The sequence below is a fragment of the Mesotoga sp. Brook.08.YT.4.2.5.2. genome (assembly GCF_003351125.1).
Classification (GTDB): domain Bacteria; phylum Thermotogota; class Thermotogae; order Petrotogales; family Kosmotogaceae; genus Mesotoga.
Genome location: NZ_JPGZ01000009.1, coordinates 91976 through 108988, shown reverse-complemented (window position 1 = coordinate 108988; position 17013 = coordinate 91976). Strand labels below are relative to the sequence as shown.

The 17013-nt window shown below is 44.2% G+C and carries 14 protein-coding genes; 7 read left to right on the top strand and 7 right to left on the bottom strand.

The annotated features are described in order from the left end of the window. Positions 1–39: 39 nt before the first annotated feature. Complete coding sequence (corA, locus tag Q502_RS02645; RefSeq protein ID WP_099828826.1) at positions 40–1104, bottom strand: magnesium/cobalt transporter CorA; 1065 nt, start codon at positions 1102–1104, stop codon at positions 40–42. 231 nt (positions 1105–1335) lie between these two features. Between corA and Q502_RS02640 the strand changes: the two genes are divergently transcribed. Further along, on the top strand, positions 1336–3045 hold the full coding sequence (locus Q502_RS02640) for a C69 family dipeptidase (RefSeq protein ID WP_347708248.1): 1710 nt from the start codon (positions 1336–1338) through the stop codon (positions 3043–3045). A gap of 19 nt (positions 3046–3064) precedes the next feature. Here the strand turns inward: Q502_RS02640 and Q502_RS02635 are convergent, their stop codons facing one another. Next, positions 3065–3652, bottom strand: a complete 588-nt coding sequence (locus Q502_RS02635; protein ID WP_243392216.1) for a flavin reductase family protein — start codon at positions 3650–3652, stop codon at positions 3065–3067. A 259-nt stretch (positions 3653–3911) separates the two neighbouring features. Between Q502_RS02635 and Q502_RS02630 the strand changes: the two genes are divergently transcribed. From Q502_RS02630 to Q502_RS02605, 5 genes are all read left to right on the top strand, one after another. Beyond that, a complete protein-coding gene (locus tag Q502_RS02630) occupies positions 3912–5033 on the top strand; it encodes an Ldh family oxidoreductase (protein WP_099828824.1) in 1122 nt (373 codons plus the stop codon). A gap of 43 nt (positions 5034–5076) precedes the next feature. Beyond that, complete coding sequence (locus Q502_RS02625) at positions 5077–6342, top strand: NAD(P)/FAD-dependent oxidoreductase (RefSeq protein ID WP_099828823.1); 1266 nt, start codon at positions 5077–5079, stop codon at positions 6340–6342. 493 nt (positions 6343–6835) lie between these two features. Further along, positions 6836–7186 carry a VOC family protein gene (locus Q502_RS02615; RefSeq protein ID WP_243392226.1) on the top strand — a complete coding sequence of 117 codons (351 nt, stop codon included), beginning with the start codon at positions 6836–6838 and terminating at the stop codon, positions 7184–7186. 66 nt (positions 7187–7252) lie between these two features. Further along, a complete protein-coding gene (locus Q502_RS02610; protein WP_099829014.1) occupies positions 7253–9496 on the top strand; it encodes a WD40 repeat domain-containing protein in 2244 nt (747 codons plus the stop codon). 1 nt (position 9497) lies between these two features. Continuing rightward, complete coding sequence (locus Q502_RS02605; RefSeq protein ID WP_099828820.1) at positions 9498–11636, top strand: hypothetical protein; 2139 nt, start codon at positions 9498–9500, stop codon at positions 11634–11636. Here the strand turns inward: Q502_RS02605 and Q502_RS02600 are convergent, their stop codons facing one another. Further along, positions 11637–12536, bottom strand: coding sequence for a GGDEF domain-containing protein (locus tag Q502_RS02600; protein ID WP_165775322.1), 900 nt, complete (start codon positions 12534–12536; stop codon positions 11637–11639). It abuts the gene before it with no gap. A gap of 110 nt (positions 12537–12646) precedes the next feature. Here Q502_RS02600 and Q502_RS02595 point away from each other — a divergent pair, with 110 nt between their 5' ends. Continuing rightward, positions 12647–13228 (top strand): N-acetyltransferase, encoded by a 582-nt coding sequence (locus Q502_RS02595; protein WP_099828818.1) that lies wholly within the window; start codon positions 12647–12649, stop codon positions 13226–13228. A gap of 39 nt (positions 13229–13267) precedes the next feature. Here Q502_RS02595 and Q502_RS02590 read toward each other — a convergent pair whose 3' ends face one another. From Q502_RS02590 to Q502_RS02575, 4 genes are all read right to left on the bottom strand, one after another. Beyond that, on the bottom strand, positions 13268–14062 hold the full coding sequence (locus Q502_RS02590) for a M55 family metallopeptidase (protein ID WP_099828817.1): 795 nt from the start codon (positions 14060–14062) through the stop codon (positions 13268–13270). 348 nt (positions 14063–14410) lie between these two features. Then, positions 14411–15097 (bottom strand): RNase H family protein, encoded by a 687-nt coding sequence (locus tag Q502_RS02585; protein ID WP_099828816.1) that lies wholly within the window; start codon positions 15095–15097, stop codon positions 14411–14413. Beyond that, positions 15094–15864 carry an A24 family peptidase gene (locus tag Q502_RS02580; RefSeq protein ID WP_099829013.1) on the bottom strand — a complete coding sequence of 257 codons (771 nt, stop codon included), beginning with the start codon at positions 15862–15864 and terminating at the stop codon, positions 15094–15096. The genes Q502_RS02585 and Q502_RS02580 overlap by 4 nt, the downstream gene beginning before the upstream one ends. After that, entirely contained in the window at positions 15849–16919 is a 1071-nt protein-coding gene (locus Q502_RS02575; RefSeq protein WP_099828815.1) for a lipopolysaccharide assembly protein LapB, read from the bottom strand. Before Q502_RS02575 ends, Q502_RS02580 begins: the two co-directional genes overlap by 16 nt. Positions 16920–17013: the final 94 nt, after the last annotated feature.

Sequence of the window (17013 nt, the reverse complement as noted above, 5' to 3'; positions counted from 1 at the left end):
ACAGAACTTAACTGAAGCTCAAAACATTTAATGTAGAAGTCATTTCCTGAACCAACCTTTCTTGTGCACCAGAAACAACATGATCGTTGCCACAACTCCCATTATGACCAGAACTACAGGATATGCCCACTTTAGAGTCAGTTCTGGCATGAAATGGAAATTCATTCCGTATAGACTCGCAATAAAAGAGAGAGGGATGAAAATCGTCGATATGATAGTCAATACTTTCATGATTTCGTTCAACCTGTTGCTTGTAGAAGAAAGGTAAAGGCTCATAAGCTCTGACGCGAGGTCTCGACTCAGATCTAGCATATCAATTGACTGCATCACATGGTCGTAGACATCTCGGAAGTAAAGCATAGTCCGACTTCCGAAGTACAGACTTCCATCTCTAGCAATGCGCCCAATTGCTTCTCTAGTAGGCCATAACAACCTTTTCAAGTGAGCCAGTCTGTGCTTGATGAAGTAAAGCTCTTTAAGACTCTCTTTTGCCATCGTTTCCACCAACTGATCTTCAAGGTTTTCGAGTTCATTTCCGAGATTCTGCAACACCGGAAAGTAATTATCGACGATTGTATCGACTATTGCGTAAGCTGTGTAATCGTTGTTCATTTGTCTTATCTGGGCCTTCCTTCGAATCCTATTCCTAACAGGATCAAGAACATCTCCGTATCTTTCTTGGAATGTAAGTACGAAAGTTTCGCCTACGAAGAGACTCACCTGCTCCGAAATCAGATTCACATCTTCCATCCTCAGCATGGGAAGGCATAGAAAGACACAGTTATCATACTCTTCAACTTTGGGGATCTGCGGGACGTTCGTGATATCTTCAAGTGCAAGCGGATGAAGAGAAAAAATGTCACCAAGCTTCCGAATAGTTGACTCATCTCCCAATCCCTGTACATCGATCCAGTGAATCTTCTCTTTCTCTAATACAACGGACTGAAGCCCGGTCAAATCATCAACAACCTCTTCTCTCAATGAATTCGAATCAAATTCGATAAGTCTTATTCTTGGGAAAGGCGATTCTTCATCTATACTTAGAGTTCCCGGAACTGAACCCAATGGGGGTTTCCTCTTACTGAAGAGACCTTTCTGATTCATTGCATACCTCCTTGATGACAGAAACATCCACTCATTGCAAAGGGTTTTTTCCCTTTGATTCTAGCACTGACTGTCTGAATTGATTTCTTACAAGCCGTCTAAGTCTACCAAAAAAGAGACAAGAAAAGAAGTTCCTTTATCTTCTGCTGTAGGAGTATATTTGATGGTTGGCAGAAACCAAGATTCAGTACTTGCCTTTCAAACCAAGTGAGGTGAATAGCTTTGAAAGTCTTGAGTGTCTTTGGTGCAATTCTTGTTCTGACTTTGGCATCAGCTTCCTTTGCCTGTACTACTCTTATTGTGACAAAGGGTGCGAGTGTCGATGGATCTATGATTGTTGCTCATTCAGACGACAACGACCTTGCCGATCAAAGAATCGTCTACGTGCCTGCTAGAGACCATGAACCAGGCTCGTTCAGACCTGTATACTGCACTGCAGTCGCAATTGGGGAGTTTCCTCAGTACAACAGCTTCATCTATCCGCGAATTGTATCTGCAAGAGCATCGGCCTATGATACACCGCAATATCCTCCATCGATTCCTATCGGAATGATTCCCCAAGTATTACATACTTATGCTTACTTTGACGGATCATACGGAATCATGAACGAACATCAGTTGATGTTCGGAGAATGCACTGATGGAGCAAAGATACAGATCGGACCTGAGCCAGGCAGAAGGATATTCTATTCCTCTGAGCTTTCTCGCGTTGCTCTCGAGCGTTGCAAAACTGCACGTGAAGCAGTTGACCTGATTGGTTTCCTCATTGAAGAATATGGCTACTACGGCACAGGAGAGACCCTTCCGGTTGCTGACCCAAACGAAGCTTGGATTATCGAGATGGCTCCTTCGCCTGAGGGCACTGGAGGATTATGGGTAGCAAAGAGAGTTCCCGATGGAGAGGTTTTTGTGGCCGCTAATCAGTTTCGAATAAGGGAAATCGATCCTGAAGATCCCGATATACTCTTTGGGAAAACTCTTCACGATATTGCTGAGAAACACGGCTGGTGGAACCCAGAAGAGGGGCTTCTTGACTGGCTGAGGACTGTTAGTCTAGGCGAGTACAACCATCCCTATTACTCTTTGAGAAGAGTGTGGCGCTTGTTCTCTCTGATTGCTCCCAGCATGAACTTCTCCCCATGGGTTGAGGATGGATTCACAAGAGAGTATCCCTTCTCTGTGAAACCCGACAAGAAGCTTTCTGCAAGAGATGTAATGAACCTTTACAGAGATCACTATGAAGGAACGGAGTTCGACCTCACAAAAGGAATTGCCGCCGGCCCATTTGGTAATCCTGACAGATTCTATGGTCCATATGATGGCCAGGGAGATGTAGGGGATCCCTCCCGTAAACTTGACGGAGCTTGGGAAAGACCCGTATCGGTTACGTATTGCGGTTATACTTTCGTTTGCCAGGGAAGGGACTGGCTTCCCGATCCAATAGGAGGGTTGATGTGGATAGGGCTCGACAAGCCCGCAGACACTTGTTTCATTCCATTCTACGCAGGGGTGAATGCTCTTCCTGATTCTTTGGAAGTGTGCGACACTTCGGAGTTCAGTAGGAACAGTGCGTGGTGGGCATTCAACTTCGTTTCGAACTGGGCTTCTATGAAATACAGTTACATGCACGAGGATATCAGATTAATGCAAGAAAAATATGAGACTCTTTCTCTTTGTCGTCTTCAAGAAGTTGAGGCATATGTTGCCGCTATGACTTCTAACGGTCCGCAAGAGGTTTCAGAGTATTTGACGAAGTTCTGCGCAAGAAACTCCGAAGAGATCATTAGGGCATGGTGGGATTTTTCGGAATACTTGATAGTAAGATACAACGATGGGTTCATAAGCGAAAAAGGGAACATGGCTCAACCTGTTGGGTATCCACAAGAATGGCTGGATCAGACCAATTGGCCTGAAGGGCCAACTTCCTACGACAGGAAATGAAACTTACCACCCCTCCGAACTATTCTGTTCCATCTCTTGGAGGGGTGTATTTCACACCTATGTTCCATGCCTTACCGAGATGCATACCTATGGACCAATATGAATTGTCATATACTGAAAAGACAACCGGACTGATCTTCTTGATATCCGGGAGTCCATCAACCAGACATGACTCGGCGCAGTATGTCTGAACAACTTCACCTACAAAAGTTACATGCATTCCACCGAACTCGAAACTCTCGATAAGTTTGCATTCCATATTGAGTGGTGCTTCACTGATCATCGGAGCTCCCACGGTCTCTCCCATGAAAGTATTGAAAAGCTCCGACTTGTCGGTTGTCTTTCCGGAGTAGATCCCCATATAATCTACCCCTCTAAGCATATCAAGAGAGGGCACATTTACACTAAAGCATCCAGATTCTTCAATATTATTGCAACTCAATCTAGTCTTCGCCAAAGAAATCTGAAGCATCGGCGGCTGAACCTCCACTACCCCACAAAACGCGACAGTCGTATAATTAGGTCTTTCTTCATTCATCGTACCTATAACTACAAGAGGCATTGGGTACAGGTATATTCCCGGTCCAATTCTGTCCTTCAACCACACTCACCGTTCCTTCGTCAGAAGATAACACTGCAAACAACCTATCACCAAATGCGGGAAATCTGCTATCAATCCATTCTACTCGATTGCACCTCCGAAAAGCAAGTAGCCGATATGCATTCAAAAGCCGGCTTTGCATGAGAAGAAAATCGAAATAGAAGAAGACCTTCAGATGATGTGATGAATCTCTTAATGACCGAAACTGTACATAGTTTTGTCAGAATGTATAATTAACTGAGAAGAAAGACAAGGAGGCGATTTTGTGGGAAACATATATGATGATGTTATCTGGGTCGACTTTGATACTCTTGAAACCTTTATGAAAGATGTCTTTGTTGGCGTTGGAGTTCCGGATGAAGATGCCGGAATTTGTGCTAATGTTCTTATTGCATCGGACAAGAGAGGTATCGATTCACACGGCGTAGGTAGATTGAAGCCTATATATGTCGATCGAATCAGGGATGGAGTTCAGAATCCAGTAACAGACTTCGAGATCGTTAGAGAAAGTCCCACTACGGCTGTAGTAGATGGGCACAATGGAATGGGGCATGTGATTGCTTATCGATCCATGAAGCTTGCTATCGAAAAGGCAAAAGCTTATGGAATGGGCATGGTTGCAGCGCGCAATTCAACGCACTACGGGATAGCCGGCTATTATCCAATGATGGCAATCAATGAGGGCATGATTGGAATAACCGGCACAAATGCTCGTCCGTCAATTGCTCCAACCTTCGGGGTAGAAAACATGCTAGGAACCAATCCGCTGACCTTCGGAATACCCACAGACGAAGAGTTTCCTTTCGTCCTTGATTGTGCAACGTCTGTGGCTCAAAGGGGAAAGATAGAGGTCTATGCTCGTGCAGGAAAGGAGATTCCTGAAGGGTGGGTTATTGGTTTCGACGGCAAACCGAGGACGGACACTCAGGAAATCCTTATTGACCTGACAAAGGGAAAGGCAGCCTTAACCCCTCTAGGAGGAATAGGTGAGGAGACAGGAGGATACAAGGGATATGGCTATGCAACTGTCGTTGAGATTTTATCTGCGGCACTGCAAGCGGGCAGTTTCTTGAAGATGTTATCAGGATTTGGACCAGCACAGGAAAAGCAACCCATCCCAATCGGTCACTTCTTCATTGCGATCAACATCGAACCATTCAGTCCAATAGCAGAGTTCAAGAAGACGGCAGGCGATATTCTTAGAGAGCTAAGGGCATCAAGGAAGGCTCCCAATCAAGAACGAATCTATACTGCCGGAGAAAAGGAATACATTGCATGGCAATCGAGAAAAGATAAAGGGGCCCCTTTGAATGCGGTTCTAAGAAAGCAGCTAGTACAGCTTCGTGATGAATTGGGGCTATATGAGTATAAGTTTAGCTGGGAATAATACAATTACCGGGAGGTGAAATGTCCTTTCAGGGACTCATTTCATGAAAATCGGAGTAGTTGGATTTGGTGCGGCATCAATAGGGTTCATAAGCGAGATATTGGGTGAAAACCATGAGATTCATATCCTGGAACGTTCCAAAGACATTTTCGGTTCAAGCATAAGCGGTATCAGGTCCGACGGTAAGATTTTCGTTTCCGATACCATGGGCGGCGACATGGAAATACCTATTTCTGTTCAAAAAGAAGTAGTTGATTACTATTTGGGAAAACTGGACTCAGACGACAGCCTCCAAGTCAAGACCGGTATCTCTTTTGATAGAAAGTCGCGTTTCTTTAATCTCTTCTATGAGAAAGGTTTTGAGCCCGTTAACTCGAAATTCTGGCACATAGGTACGGATAAACTCGGTTCAGTATTGACAAGGATCTTCGATGAGTTTTCGAATAGAAAGAACATCCACTTCCATTTTGACTCCAGAGTCGACGGAATAAATATCGAAGACTCCAAGATAGTTCTTCAAGGAGAGAGATTTGAGGCCGAGTTTGATTACGTGGTTATTGCAGTAGGAAGGAGTGGTCATGCTCTGATAAAAAAGGTTACCGCTCGATATCCTGAGATCGTTGTGTCCAGTAATACTGTGGATATTGGAGTGAGATTCGAGCTGCCTGATCATGTAGTGGAAGAGATCAACAACGAAATGTACGAGTTCAAAGTCAGATTGAAGACCAAAACAGGCTACACTGTAAGAACCTTCTGTAACAACCCCTCGGGAAAGGTTGTGCTAGAGAATTACGACGACTTCGTAACGGTTAACGGTCATTCAAATTCTGATGGAAGCTCCGAAAACACAAACTTCGCCATTCTATGTACAACACGGTTCACGGAACCTTTTCACGATCCGATTGGTTATGGCTCATATATAAGTAGGTTAAGCAACATTCTTGCCGGAGGTAGGAAAGTCATTTCGCAGACTTATGAAGACTTCATCCAAAGCAAGAGAACCAAGAGGCTGGGAAGAGTCAAGCCTACATTGCCCGAAAGAGATTTCATTCTTGGCGACATCAACCTAGTCTTGCCAAGGAGAATTTCCGTTTCCATCACTGAGTTTATTGAGAAACTGAGCGAGGTTATTCCCGGTATCTCTTATCCTGACAATCTGATGTATGCTGTTGAGGTCAAGTTCTACTCAAATAAGATAGACAACGGCAGATACAGCAATTTGAAGTTCATCGGTGACTGCAGCGGACACACTAGATCGATAACCTATGCCACAGGCCACGGGAGACTACTGGGTTCTTCCCTCAAATAAGGAGGTTTTGAGGCGCGGTTTGCTTTTACCACAGTAAGTTACTTCTGAAGACGATCAACTCGACTGTGCTTGCGATTTGTTTCAGCACCAAATTTAGTGTAGTTGAGTCAGAAGCAAAGAATGAGCCTTCTTTCGTTGTACCAAAGATCGCTTCTTTCTCTATCTCTTTTTGCTTTTCGAAAGTGATTGCGACTCTTGAAAGGCTAACCGCTTGACCGAGAAATCGATGCCGGTAAAGCATTTGCAACTATTCCGCAACTGAAAATATACATATTTCCTGAACTACTTGTCTCATCGAAAGGTCTCAAAGTTGAAAAGCCGAGATGAAAGATTGTACTGTTACGTGAAAGACGGCAACGCCAGAGCAAAGCACACCAACACCCTTTTAAGTGCGACTTCTCCTCATAGCACCCGATAATGTATGAAAGATCAACCGGAAGGGTCCGATCAAAGATCGGGCCTTTACTTTAAAAGGGAGGGATAGTTCTTGAAGGTGATAAACTCCATAGTCTTCTTTGGAACAAGTAATCTCGGCTCTGCGAGAACATTCTATAAAGACCTAATCGGTCTGGACTTGTTTAAAGATCAGGGGAAATGCTTGATCTTTTCAACCCCGGGAGGCGGCATGCTCGGGTTCTGCAATCATCTTCATGATCGTTCCAGAAAAGGCGATCCGATAATAACGTTATTGACCGAAAATGTTGATGAATTTCACAGGAAATTGATCAGTGCTGGAGTAGTTTGCACCGACCCGATAGTTAATGAGGAGTTCAATATCTATCACTTCTTCACAAGCGATCCGGACGGCCATCGATTAGAGATTCAGAGATTTCTTGAAGAATAGTCCAAGCTGTTTCTTATCGGTCATGAATGGTAGAATTGTTTGAGAACTCCAGTCAGGGTGATAGATTTGAGAAAAGTTACACTCTTTGTTATTTTGCTTTGTTCTCTCATTGCGGTTGGTATAGACTACTTGCCTGATGGCAAGGCATTCAGTGTTACTTCAGTTGCTGTCAGTTCCGACGGAGAGAAGTTGGTTTCGGGTTATATCGATAATACGGTCAAAGTTTGGAGTCTTCTAGATGGAAGGCTCCTAAACAACCTCTTACTGAACAGCGCTTGGGTTACTTCAGTAGCCGTTTCGCCTGACGGAAAGATGGGAATTGCCGGTTATGATGATGGAATGATCATCGTATGGGATCTCAAGACTGGCAATAAGATCAAAGTCCTTAGCAGTCATACAAGTGCTGTGAATGACTTGATAGTAACAGATGATAGTAAAACACTATATTCATGCAGTTCTGATGCAACGGTGAAAGTTTGGTCGCTTTCTTCTCTCTCTTTCATAAGGACTCTAAGAGGCCACTCTGGACCGGTGCACTCGATAGTCGATTGGCCCGAACAGAATCGTCTTTACTCCGCTTCAGAGGATGGGACCCTAAGAATCTGGGATACTTCAACAGGTCAACAAGTAAAGGTTATCAGAGCCGAGGTTGGATCTCTCACTGCCGTCTCCATGGATCGGGAGAGGACGATTCTAATTCTGGGCTCCGAAGCCGGTCACTTGAAATCCTACGATGTAAAAACGTGGTCTCCACTTAAGACTTCAAGAGCCCACAACGCGCGAGTCACGAAGATACTAGTCGAAGATGCTGTGGTCTACACGGCTTCTTGTGACAGAACGATAAAACTTCTTTCTCTTCCGTCACTCAGCCTGGTAAATATGATTACGGGTCATAACTGGGACGTAACGGAGATTGTTCTGTCGAGTGATGGTTATGCCCTATATTCTTCTTCCACAGACGGGACTATTAAGATATGGGATATCGAAAAAGGCTCAGCAATAGGGACTCTTATAGGCTTTGGAGACGGAGAGTATTTCTCTTACAATGCTCTTGGAAATTGGGTTTCTTCTTCAAAGGCACTTGATCGAGTAAGCACAAATGAAGGAGCAAAACCATCGGAAGTAGCAAAGCAGATCAACTCGCTTCTTCTCCAACTTGACAAATTGCCAAAGATTTACGGCCCTTCGATTCAGAACATCACCATAGAGGAAGCCTTTGTCGGTTTTTCTGTCTCTCAATCCGTGACGCAAGTGACAGTAAATGGAGAGCAAGTCGCAATTGGAGCGGACAGGGAAGTTGTCTTTGAGCCAGATGGCGCCGGTGACTATATTATAAGAGCTTACGATAGTTCGGGGCTCTACGACGAAAGAACTCTTACGGTGCGCTTTGAAGAGATAGTAATGTACGTTGTCAAAGATATCGGAGTTTATCAAAGGGGTGACAGGGTTATCATAGATGATTCAAGAGAGACAGCCTTCCTAGTGAACGGCGAGTGGCTCGACAAGGACTCATTCTCCAGATCTGCTCCGGACGTTGAACCTCCCCTAATAGAAGGTGAAGGAGTGCAGAGAGTCTCGCTAGGGGAAACCAAGTATCTTGAGTTTTCCGTTTCGGATAACGCTACCGTAACTACCGTCGAAATCGTCTCACCAGATCTCACAGTCTCAACACTCGAAGTCAATTCTGCTTCAGAAGAAATAAAGACTGAAGTTCAAGGAACGGGTGTTTATACCGTTTATGCTTTTGACTGTGAAGGGAACAAGAGTGCCGCAACCTTTGCTATTGAAGCAGAACCGAGAAGATTCTGGGTTTCCGAGGATCATGAGAGCCTCAGACAGGGCCAAGAGGTGCAGGCAACTGAAGAAGGCGAGAGTTGCTACTTTGTTACAGGTTACGGATGGCTAGAGAAGATGTACCTCTCTGTGAATCCAGTTTCAACAGGGTATCCTGATATTTATGGCGATCCAGTCCAGTTTGCCGCTTCCGACAATGAAAGAATACTGACTTTCACGGTCAGAGATGACGTAAATGTGAAAGAGGTTGTCGTTTCTGGAAAGGCTTACCCGGTAAACGAAAGAGAAAGGGAAATGTATATTATTGTAAATGGATACGGAGAATACATTGTTACTGTTAATGACGTTGAAGGGAACTCTACTCAAGCGAGTTTCACGCTTATGGCTCCTCCTGAGGATAAGAAAGCTTCGATTACATCCTGGGCTTGGTTAATCCCAATTTTGGCAATAACCATGGGTTTCCTTCTCAAGATTACACACTCCTCAAAGAAGAAGAGACGTAAGGTAAGACTTTGACATGAAAAGGATGCTTTTCATAATTTTGGTAAGCTCTGCTGCCCTGGCAGCCGTTCTTGGTCTCGGGCTGCTGAGACGACAGACACAAGATTTCGAGTTGCTTCAGACTGAAGCAATCAGGATCAAGTTCGGAGAACAGCTTTCGCTTTCACTTACAGATCTCGTGAAAAGTAACGGAAATAGCCTCTCTTTTTCGGTGGTTGGCGGAAACGGTAAAATAGTTGACGATTTGCTTTTGATTGATTCAAGGCAACTCAACCTCCCCAAAGATAATGTTGAAATCGTTGTTCAATCGGATACCTTAACGGCAGTCATTCCGATTGAAGTCTTAATAGAGAACTCGCTTCAACCACCATTACTAAGAATAGATAACAAGAAGCTTCTTGAAGGCGAAACCCTCGAAATCGACTTGAGAGAGGTCACTATTTCAGAGTCCGGCAATGTGAAATACGAGTTGGTGAGTGGAGTAGGTTTCATAAAGGATTACAAATACAGTTACACTGCTACATTTACCGAAGCCCCTTCAGCGCATAGAGTAACCATTAAAGCGATAGATGAGTTGAAACAGTGGCACTGTGAAACCTTCAGCATAATCATTATGGACAAAAATCAATGGCCTCTAGAGCCTTTTTTCCCTTTTCCTGAAGATGGGATCGAAGACTTTTTCAGTGATCTCGTTCTTTCGTGGAAATGTGCTGACCCGGACGGAGACCCTCTGTCGTACGATCTGTTTTTTGGGAGTGCGGAGCTGGAAAAACTGGTCGAGAACATAACGGAGAATCACTATTCGCTACCCCCTCTTGAAGACGGGGTGAGGTATTTCTGGCAGGTTGTCGCAGATGACGGAAAGGGCGGTTCAGTAAAGAGTCCTATCTGGTCATTCTCAACAAAGACAATACCAGGCTTATTGTGGAAAAGGATTATGGGTAGCGAATCAAGGGATATCTTCACAAGGGTGAGGGCATTATCCGATGGAAGTTTGATTCTAGCAGGATCATCGGAAAGTTTCACACTAACTAATGCAACACCCGGCAGCCCTTCAAGAGATGGGTGGATTGTGCGACTAGATGGAAATGGGTACCTTGCCTGGCAGAAGAGATTCGATCTGGGTTGGACTGAGTTCAGTGATGTAATCGCTACTTCTGACGGCGGGTTTCTTGTTTCAGGTAGAGTGCATGGATCATCGGGAATGAAGATCGGAGAATCATCTACTCTAATTGCGATCAAACTTGACAGATTTGCCAATGAGAGTTGGAGGTTCCAGATCCACGGGCCATTATGTGAAGCTGCTTCGGTGATAGAGTCTGAAGATGTATACTTTCTTTTGGGAACTAATTCTTCACTTGATGGTATCAAAAGCGATGTGGTGCTCTTGAAGCTAGATAACTTTGGAAAAGAGGTTTGGCGGAAATCGTTTGGTGGCAGCTCTTTCGATAGGGCAGTAGCTTTTGATCTTGATCCTAATGGTGACATTGTTATTGTTGCAGAGACCACATCAGATGACGGAGACGCAGAGGGAAATTCAGGGAGTAAACTGACGGTTAATGAAATCACTATAGAATTCTCATCAACTCTTGTCCTGAAGGTTTCAAGAGAAGGAAACCTGATTTGGTCACGCGTGCTGGCAGGAGAAACCGAGGTTTCTCCTTCTTCTGTGAAGGTAGACCCTTCTGGCGACATCTTTATCAGTGGCTCTACTAACTCCACTAATGGGACCTTCTCTCACAGGCAGAGTCCAGATTATGATGGTTATGTTGTTAAGGTCTCAACCGAAGGAGAAGTCCTGTGGACAAAAACATTCGGTGGTGACGGCAACGATGTAATAAAGGATTTCTATTTGACACCTTCCGGAGGAGTTCAGGCGGTGGGTTTCTCTGAGTCGAATGTCAGTTCAACTGGTCATGAGAGTTCATCGTTGAGAAAGACCGGGTTAACCCACAGCGATTTCTGGATTCTGCAGCTTGATAACAATGGAAGACTGCTTTGGCAAACCTTCCTGGGCGGAGACATGGAAGATGTGGGTCTTTCGATCGCGAGTTGCGGCGACGGATTTGCTGTAGCGGGTTATTCGGCTTCCAATGATGGCGATGTGGGTTCCAATAGAGGAGAGTTTGATGCGGTTGTTTTCTATCTCCACTGATCAACAATAGAAGCTCCACTTCAGATTTTTCCTCTTTGCGTTAAACGCGGCTGAAAAGCAATTGCTCAAGAGGGAATCCGAGCTTTCTCCATCTACTGGGAACTGACAGACTCCTATCAACACCGAGGGCAATATCTCTGTATCGCCTATGAAAACAGGTCTCTCAAGACTTGAAACAAGTGAAGACACCATAGAAGAAACAGTGTACCTTTCACCGGAATCCATTGCGATTATGAAAACATCCTCCATGATTCTGAAGAGCCTTTCTTCAGATGATTCTTTGGCGAGCCTCCGGCAGAATCTGTGCAAAAACCCATCCGACGTCTTCTTTCCAAACATCGCAGTGATTTCTTTTATCCCAGAGAGGAAGATACAGATCACATGGAATGAGGAGCCTTCTTGTTTCGAAAGAAAAATCCTTTCGGTCAGAAAGGAATGCATGGAGCTCTCGTTTCCAAATCCCGAGAGTGGATCGGAAAAGGCCATATCTTTCAGCGCATTCATAAGACAACTGGATTCGTTGTTATCCCTAATGGAAATCAAGTAAGACAGCTCTTCCGATATACCCAAAGAAGAGATGCTAATCGTCAATGAAAAACCTCCACGTTGGCCTTCATCTTCTAGCGAGAAGTACTCATTGGCTTCATGACCGTCCATAACTGCTCTGAATCTGCTGGTTGCCGGGCCATCCAACAGAGAAAGAAAGCTTTGAAAATCGAATTCATCATTTCTTATGAAACTCATTTCACAGTAGTAAGCGGCAACTAGCCCTTCCCACCTTGTGTTTTTAACGACAATCTTACCCTTGATGGAAAGAATTGCCGAAGGTTCAGGGAATCCGCCAAGCAGACGTTCTGCAATCTTCAAACTCTCATCTGGTTTCCTCTCTTTAGTATTCATAAGCCTCCTTAAGCGCCCAGCTAAAACCAATTTTATCAAATGCAATTCCATGCCAGCATACAGTTGAAGAACTTCTTTTAGAAGTATAGAATTCACTTGTGAAGACGATGATGCATTTCAGATTGGGTGAACTGAGCGATACGGATTTCATTGCTCCGCTCATTTACGACACAGATCCCTCTCACTTCGAAATGGCTTTTGGGAAAAGAGCTATAGATGGGATTGTGTCTCTTGCTTCAATGAATAGCCCGATAAACCACAGCCACATAACACTTTGTGCAATTAATGAGGAACCAGTTGCAATATTTGCTCTTTACTCTCCAGAAACAATGAATGAATTGGTTTCTGAAAAACCTGAGCTTAGGAATTTTCCTTTTGGTCCTTTCGGATTAAGACTATTCAAAGAGTATCGAGTCTTACAGAAAGCTATGAGCATGAGCATCCGTACTTGTCAGAGATATCTGGGTATGATCTCCGTCAAAAGAGAATTCCGAAGTATGGGTTATGGGCGTGTGATTCTTGATTCTCTTGACAAAACAGGGTTTGAGGTTGTCCTTGATGTGTCTCGAAGAAACAGAAAGGCATTGTCTATATACGCTAAATGTGGTTTCAGGCCGGAAACCGAATTGCCTCCTGAATATCCACTAGAGACAAGTGTTCGGCTTAAAAGACCAAGTCTATCGATTCGCTAATCTAGCACGTCATAACCTGTGTAGTGCTAGAGAGAACACTTACAGCAAAAACAGCAACTTTCTAAGGACCTCATAATAGTTCTTTTCTTCGAAGGCTAGAGTTCTGTCATCTCTTCTGCTGACCCCAGGGAAGAAAGAGAGTTTGTGAGCCACTCTATGGTCAATATAAGCTATCTCCACGTTAAATTCTGCCGGCAATTCCAGAGGAACGGCTTCTTGTTTCCTAACTGCATTGTATACACCTTCCTCAATCAGCTTTAGTGCCTTTTCTGGATGAATGGAGTCAACCGAAGAACCGCTTCCTCTGTTGGTCGGGACCGTAATTATACCCTTCACTGATTCTTCAGCAATCTTTGAGACTCCTTCGTCGCCACTTACGAAGACTACAGGTACTTCATAGTAGGAAGCCGACATTGCGTTAATCAAGAATTCACTCATCAACTCACCGTTGATCTTCAGATAGTATATTTCTCCAGACATGGTATGAGAAAGAGGGTTCATACCCATCCCGGAAGGCGAATGATATCCAGTAAACACAGCAGCTCCAAAACCCTCGTTTATGCCCTGCATCATCATCAAAGGATCTCTCGCCCATCCTCTAATAATCCGAACCTCTGAAGGCAGAGCAGAAGGATCGATGTTTCTCGCACTTCCGTGGGCATCTCTCACGACAACTTCCGAGGCTCCTGCCTTCAACGCCCCTTGAACCGCCGCCCTCACTTCAGCCGTCATCTGCTTGCTGAAGTATTCGTAGTCTTTGTGACCCTTTTTTGCTTCATCCCAGTCAACAATTCCAGCTGTTCCTTCAATATCGGCACTTATGTACACTTTCACAGTCGTTCCTCCTCGATTGACTTGTATGATATTTCCTTCAGTTGACCGTCAATGTTATCAAAAGCGCTCTTCGTAACGCAGCCCTCTCAGAGTTTTTTGCTCCTCCATATAGAAGAAACAAAAACAAGAGTCAAAATTTGCCTCAGCGGTTTCAGAGAAGACTTAAAGCAACAAAAATACGTATACCCGAGCCCGATTCACGGTCATCGGTATCAGCGCAAGTGAATAAACGCTCACCTAATCATCACATTCCTAGAGAGGTCATACAAGTCTTCAAGGTCTACTCGTATTAGCAGATCGAAAAAACCTTCTCTGGAACGAAGATTTCGATAGCTTTGCAGATGCCACTCACTTCCTTCGAGTGAGATGATCATAATCACACTCATCAACTGCTTCCTTGGCAAGCTTATCCGCAATCTCGTTGAATGTATTTCCGGTATGCGCCTTTACCTTCTCCCATTCGATTATTATTCTATTCGACATATCGCGGGCAAGTTCTGAATACCTTCTCGTAAGATCGTTTTTCGCTTCCCATTCTCCTGTTAACCAGCTTCTCAATCCTTCATAATCGTAATGAATAGTCGCCTTTTTGTAGCTCCTTTTCAGGCAGTAGGACAATCCTTCTATTACTGCTTCGATCTCCCCCACTACATTCCTCATTTCCGGGTTCTTCTTGGCACACCCCTTCATCTTCTTTTCAATTCGACCTTCAGTAACTACTACCACTCCGTATCCCGCAATGTTATCCTTGAAGCTCCCGTCAACAAAGACATGAGTTCCTTCATAGACTCTGCCATTGTATTCTTCCCAAAGAAACAGCAGTCGCTCCGCTAGTTCTTCCGGAAAACTTGAGGGCATAATCAGACGGATGTTACCTGACCGGTTAGTGTAAAGCTTGAAACCCTTGCCATTCTTCAATTCCACAAAGTACTCTCCAAGAGTACCCATGGAATAGTTCAGTCCCTCATTCTTCAGAAACTCTGCAAATCCAGAAGCAGCAACTCTCAAATTGGCAGTCCACTTCCCAATTCTCATACTCTGTACAGCGCCTCGATAAAATCCAGAAAGAGTAGCGTAGAGTAGCCTCCGATTGCAATAAATGGGCCAAACGGAAGTTGAGCCTTTCTATCAAAGTGCCTTCCTTTTGCTGCAGCTGTAACTGCATAGACTATGAGAGCAGAGAAAGAAGCTATCATAATCGTGTAGAGAGATCCAATGATACCCGTTCCCAACGAAAGTGCAGCAAGTAACTCAACATCTCCGAAGCCAAAACTGTCCTTCCTGACGAGATTTGCAATAAGAAAGAATGCAACCATTGCACCTGTGACAAGAAGAGCGTGCAATATGTTCTCAGGAAACCTTCCTTCTAGTGTTGACCATGCGAAGGCACCGATTCCTACCATGATTACTCCCGAATCAGGAATCATATAATAATCTAGATCAATGAAAGAAGAGACAATCAGCCCCGTGGTCAAAACAGACAAGGCCGTTGCCATCGTAAGAGAGAAAACCAAAGCATTTATCGCATAGAGGGATGCTGTAAGAAGCTCAACAATGGGGTATCTTATAGAAATAGGTTTACCGCAGTACCTACATCTTCCCCCCAATAGAATATAGCTGATCAATGGAATATTGTCTTTCCATGAGAGCTCATGTTTGCAGCCAGGGCAGATACTTCTTCTTGGTCTTACTATAGAGTATTCTTTTGAAGGAATCCTGAATATCAGAGCATTGGAGAAGCTCCCGAATATGAGCCCAAACACGAAGAATGCAGGAACTCTCAGAACTAGATTATTCCACACCGTCTTCTCTCTTCCTCAGTAAGATATTCGTCAAAAAGCTCCTTCTTTCCGTAGTAATACCATACCTGTTCACTTTCAAAGCCCTCAAGAAGGCGCTTTGCTTCAGAACACTTCCCTTTCTTCATGAAAGTAACCACAAGAAGCATCTTAAGTTCCGGCCTGTCGGGGTCATCATTCAGAAACTTCTTCGCAGATTCTTCGACTACGTCGAAATTCGAGTGTTTGAACTGTACCTTTGCCCAAGGCTCCATATCATTTATGTAAACTGGTCTTGCGCTAAGTACTTCTTCTTCCATCTTCTTCCTCATTTCGCTATTGCCCATTTTACCGTAAAGCTCTGCCATTTCTACTTTTGTAAGAATGCTGTCAGGATCTCTTTCAGAAAGGCTCTTGAGAACGTTCAAGGCTTCCTCCATGCGCCCCGCATTTATGTAAGCATCGGTGAGCATGAAATATGTGACGAGGTGATCTGGCGACAAAGCGATTTCCTTCTCCCAGTATGCCGCAGCCTCATTGAACTCCCCTCTGTTATAAAAGGTTTGACCTAGAAAAGAGTACGCTGTAACTAATGAGGGGTCGATCTTCAAGGCTCGCTGCAGCCAGTTGATACCTTCATCTTCGTTTCCAGATTCAAGAAAGACCGTTCCTTTGAGCTCGCAAACGGTTGCTTTGTCCACACTTGCTTCCAAAAGCATATCTAGAAACTGCTGAGCGCTTTCGTAATCGCCTCTATCTGCAATTGCTAGCACCTTGTCCTGAAAACCAGAGAATGTCCCCCTGGGAAATGATTTTATTGTCAAGTCAGTCTCCCTGAGGTATTCCTTGAACTCCTCAACCTCGATTGGCGCGTAATTCTCAGGTGTGATTATATCATCGAACAAGTTGGCTAGATTCTTTATGCAAATGAGATCTCCTTCTATCTTGCTACCCTTCAAATCATCAATTGCAAGATAAATGTCTCCGTCGTATATTTGATCAAGAATAGCAATTGAAAAAGGCAATGTCTCGGTTATTGCAAAAGTATTTTCCCCATACTTGAGGCGAATAATCTCCATGTGGCACCTCTTCTCTGAGTCTTTTGTAGAAAATATACCACGTTTGATCACTATAAGAGTGACTTTCCGAACATCAAGCATATCTTGGTTGAAG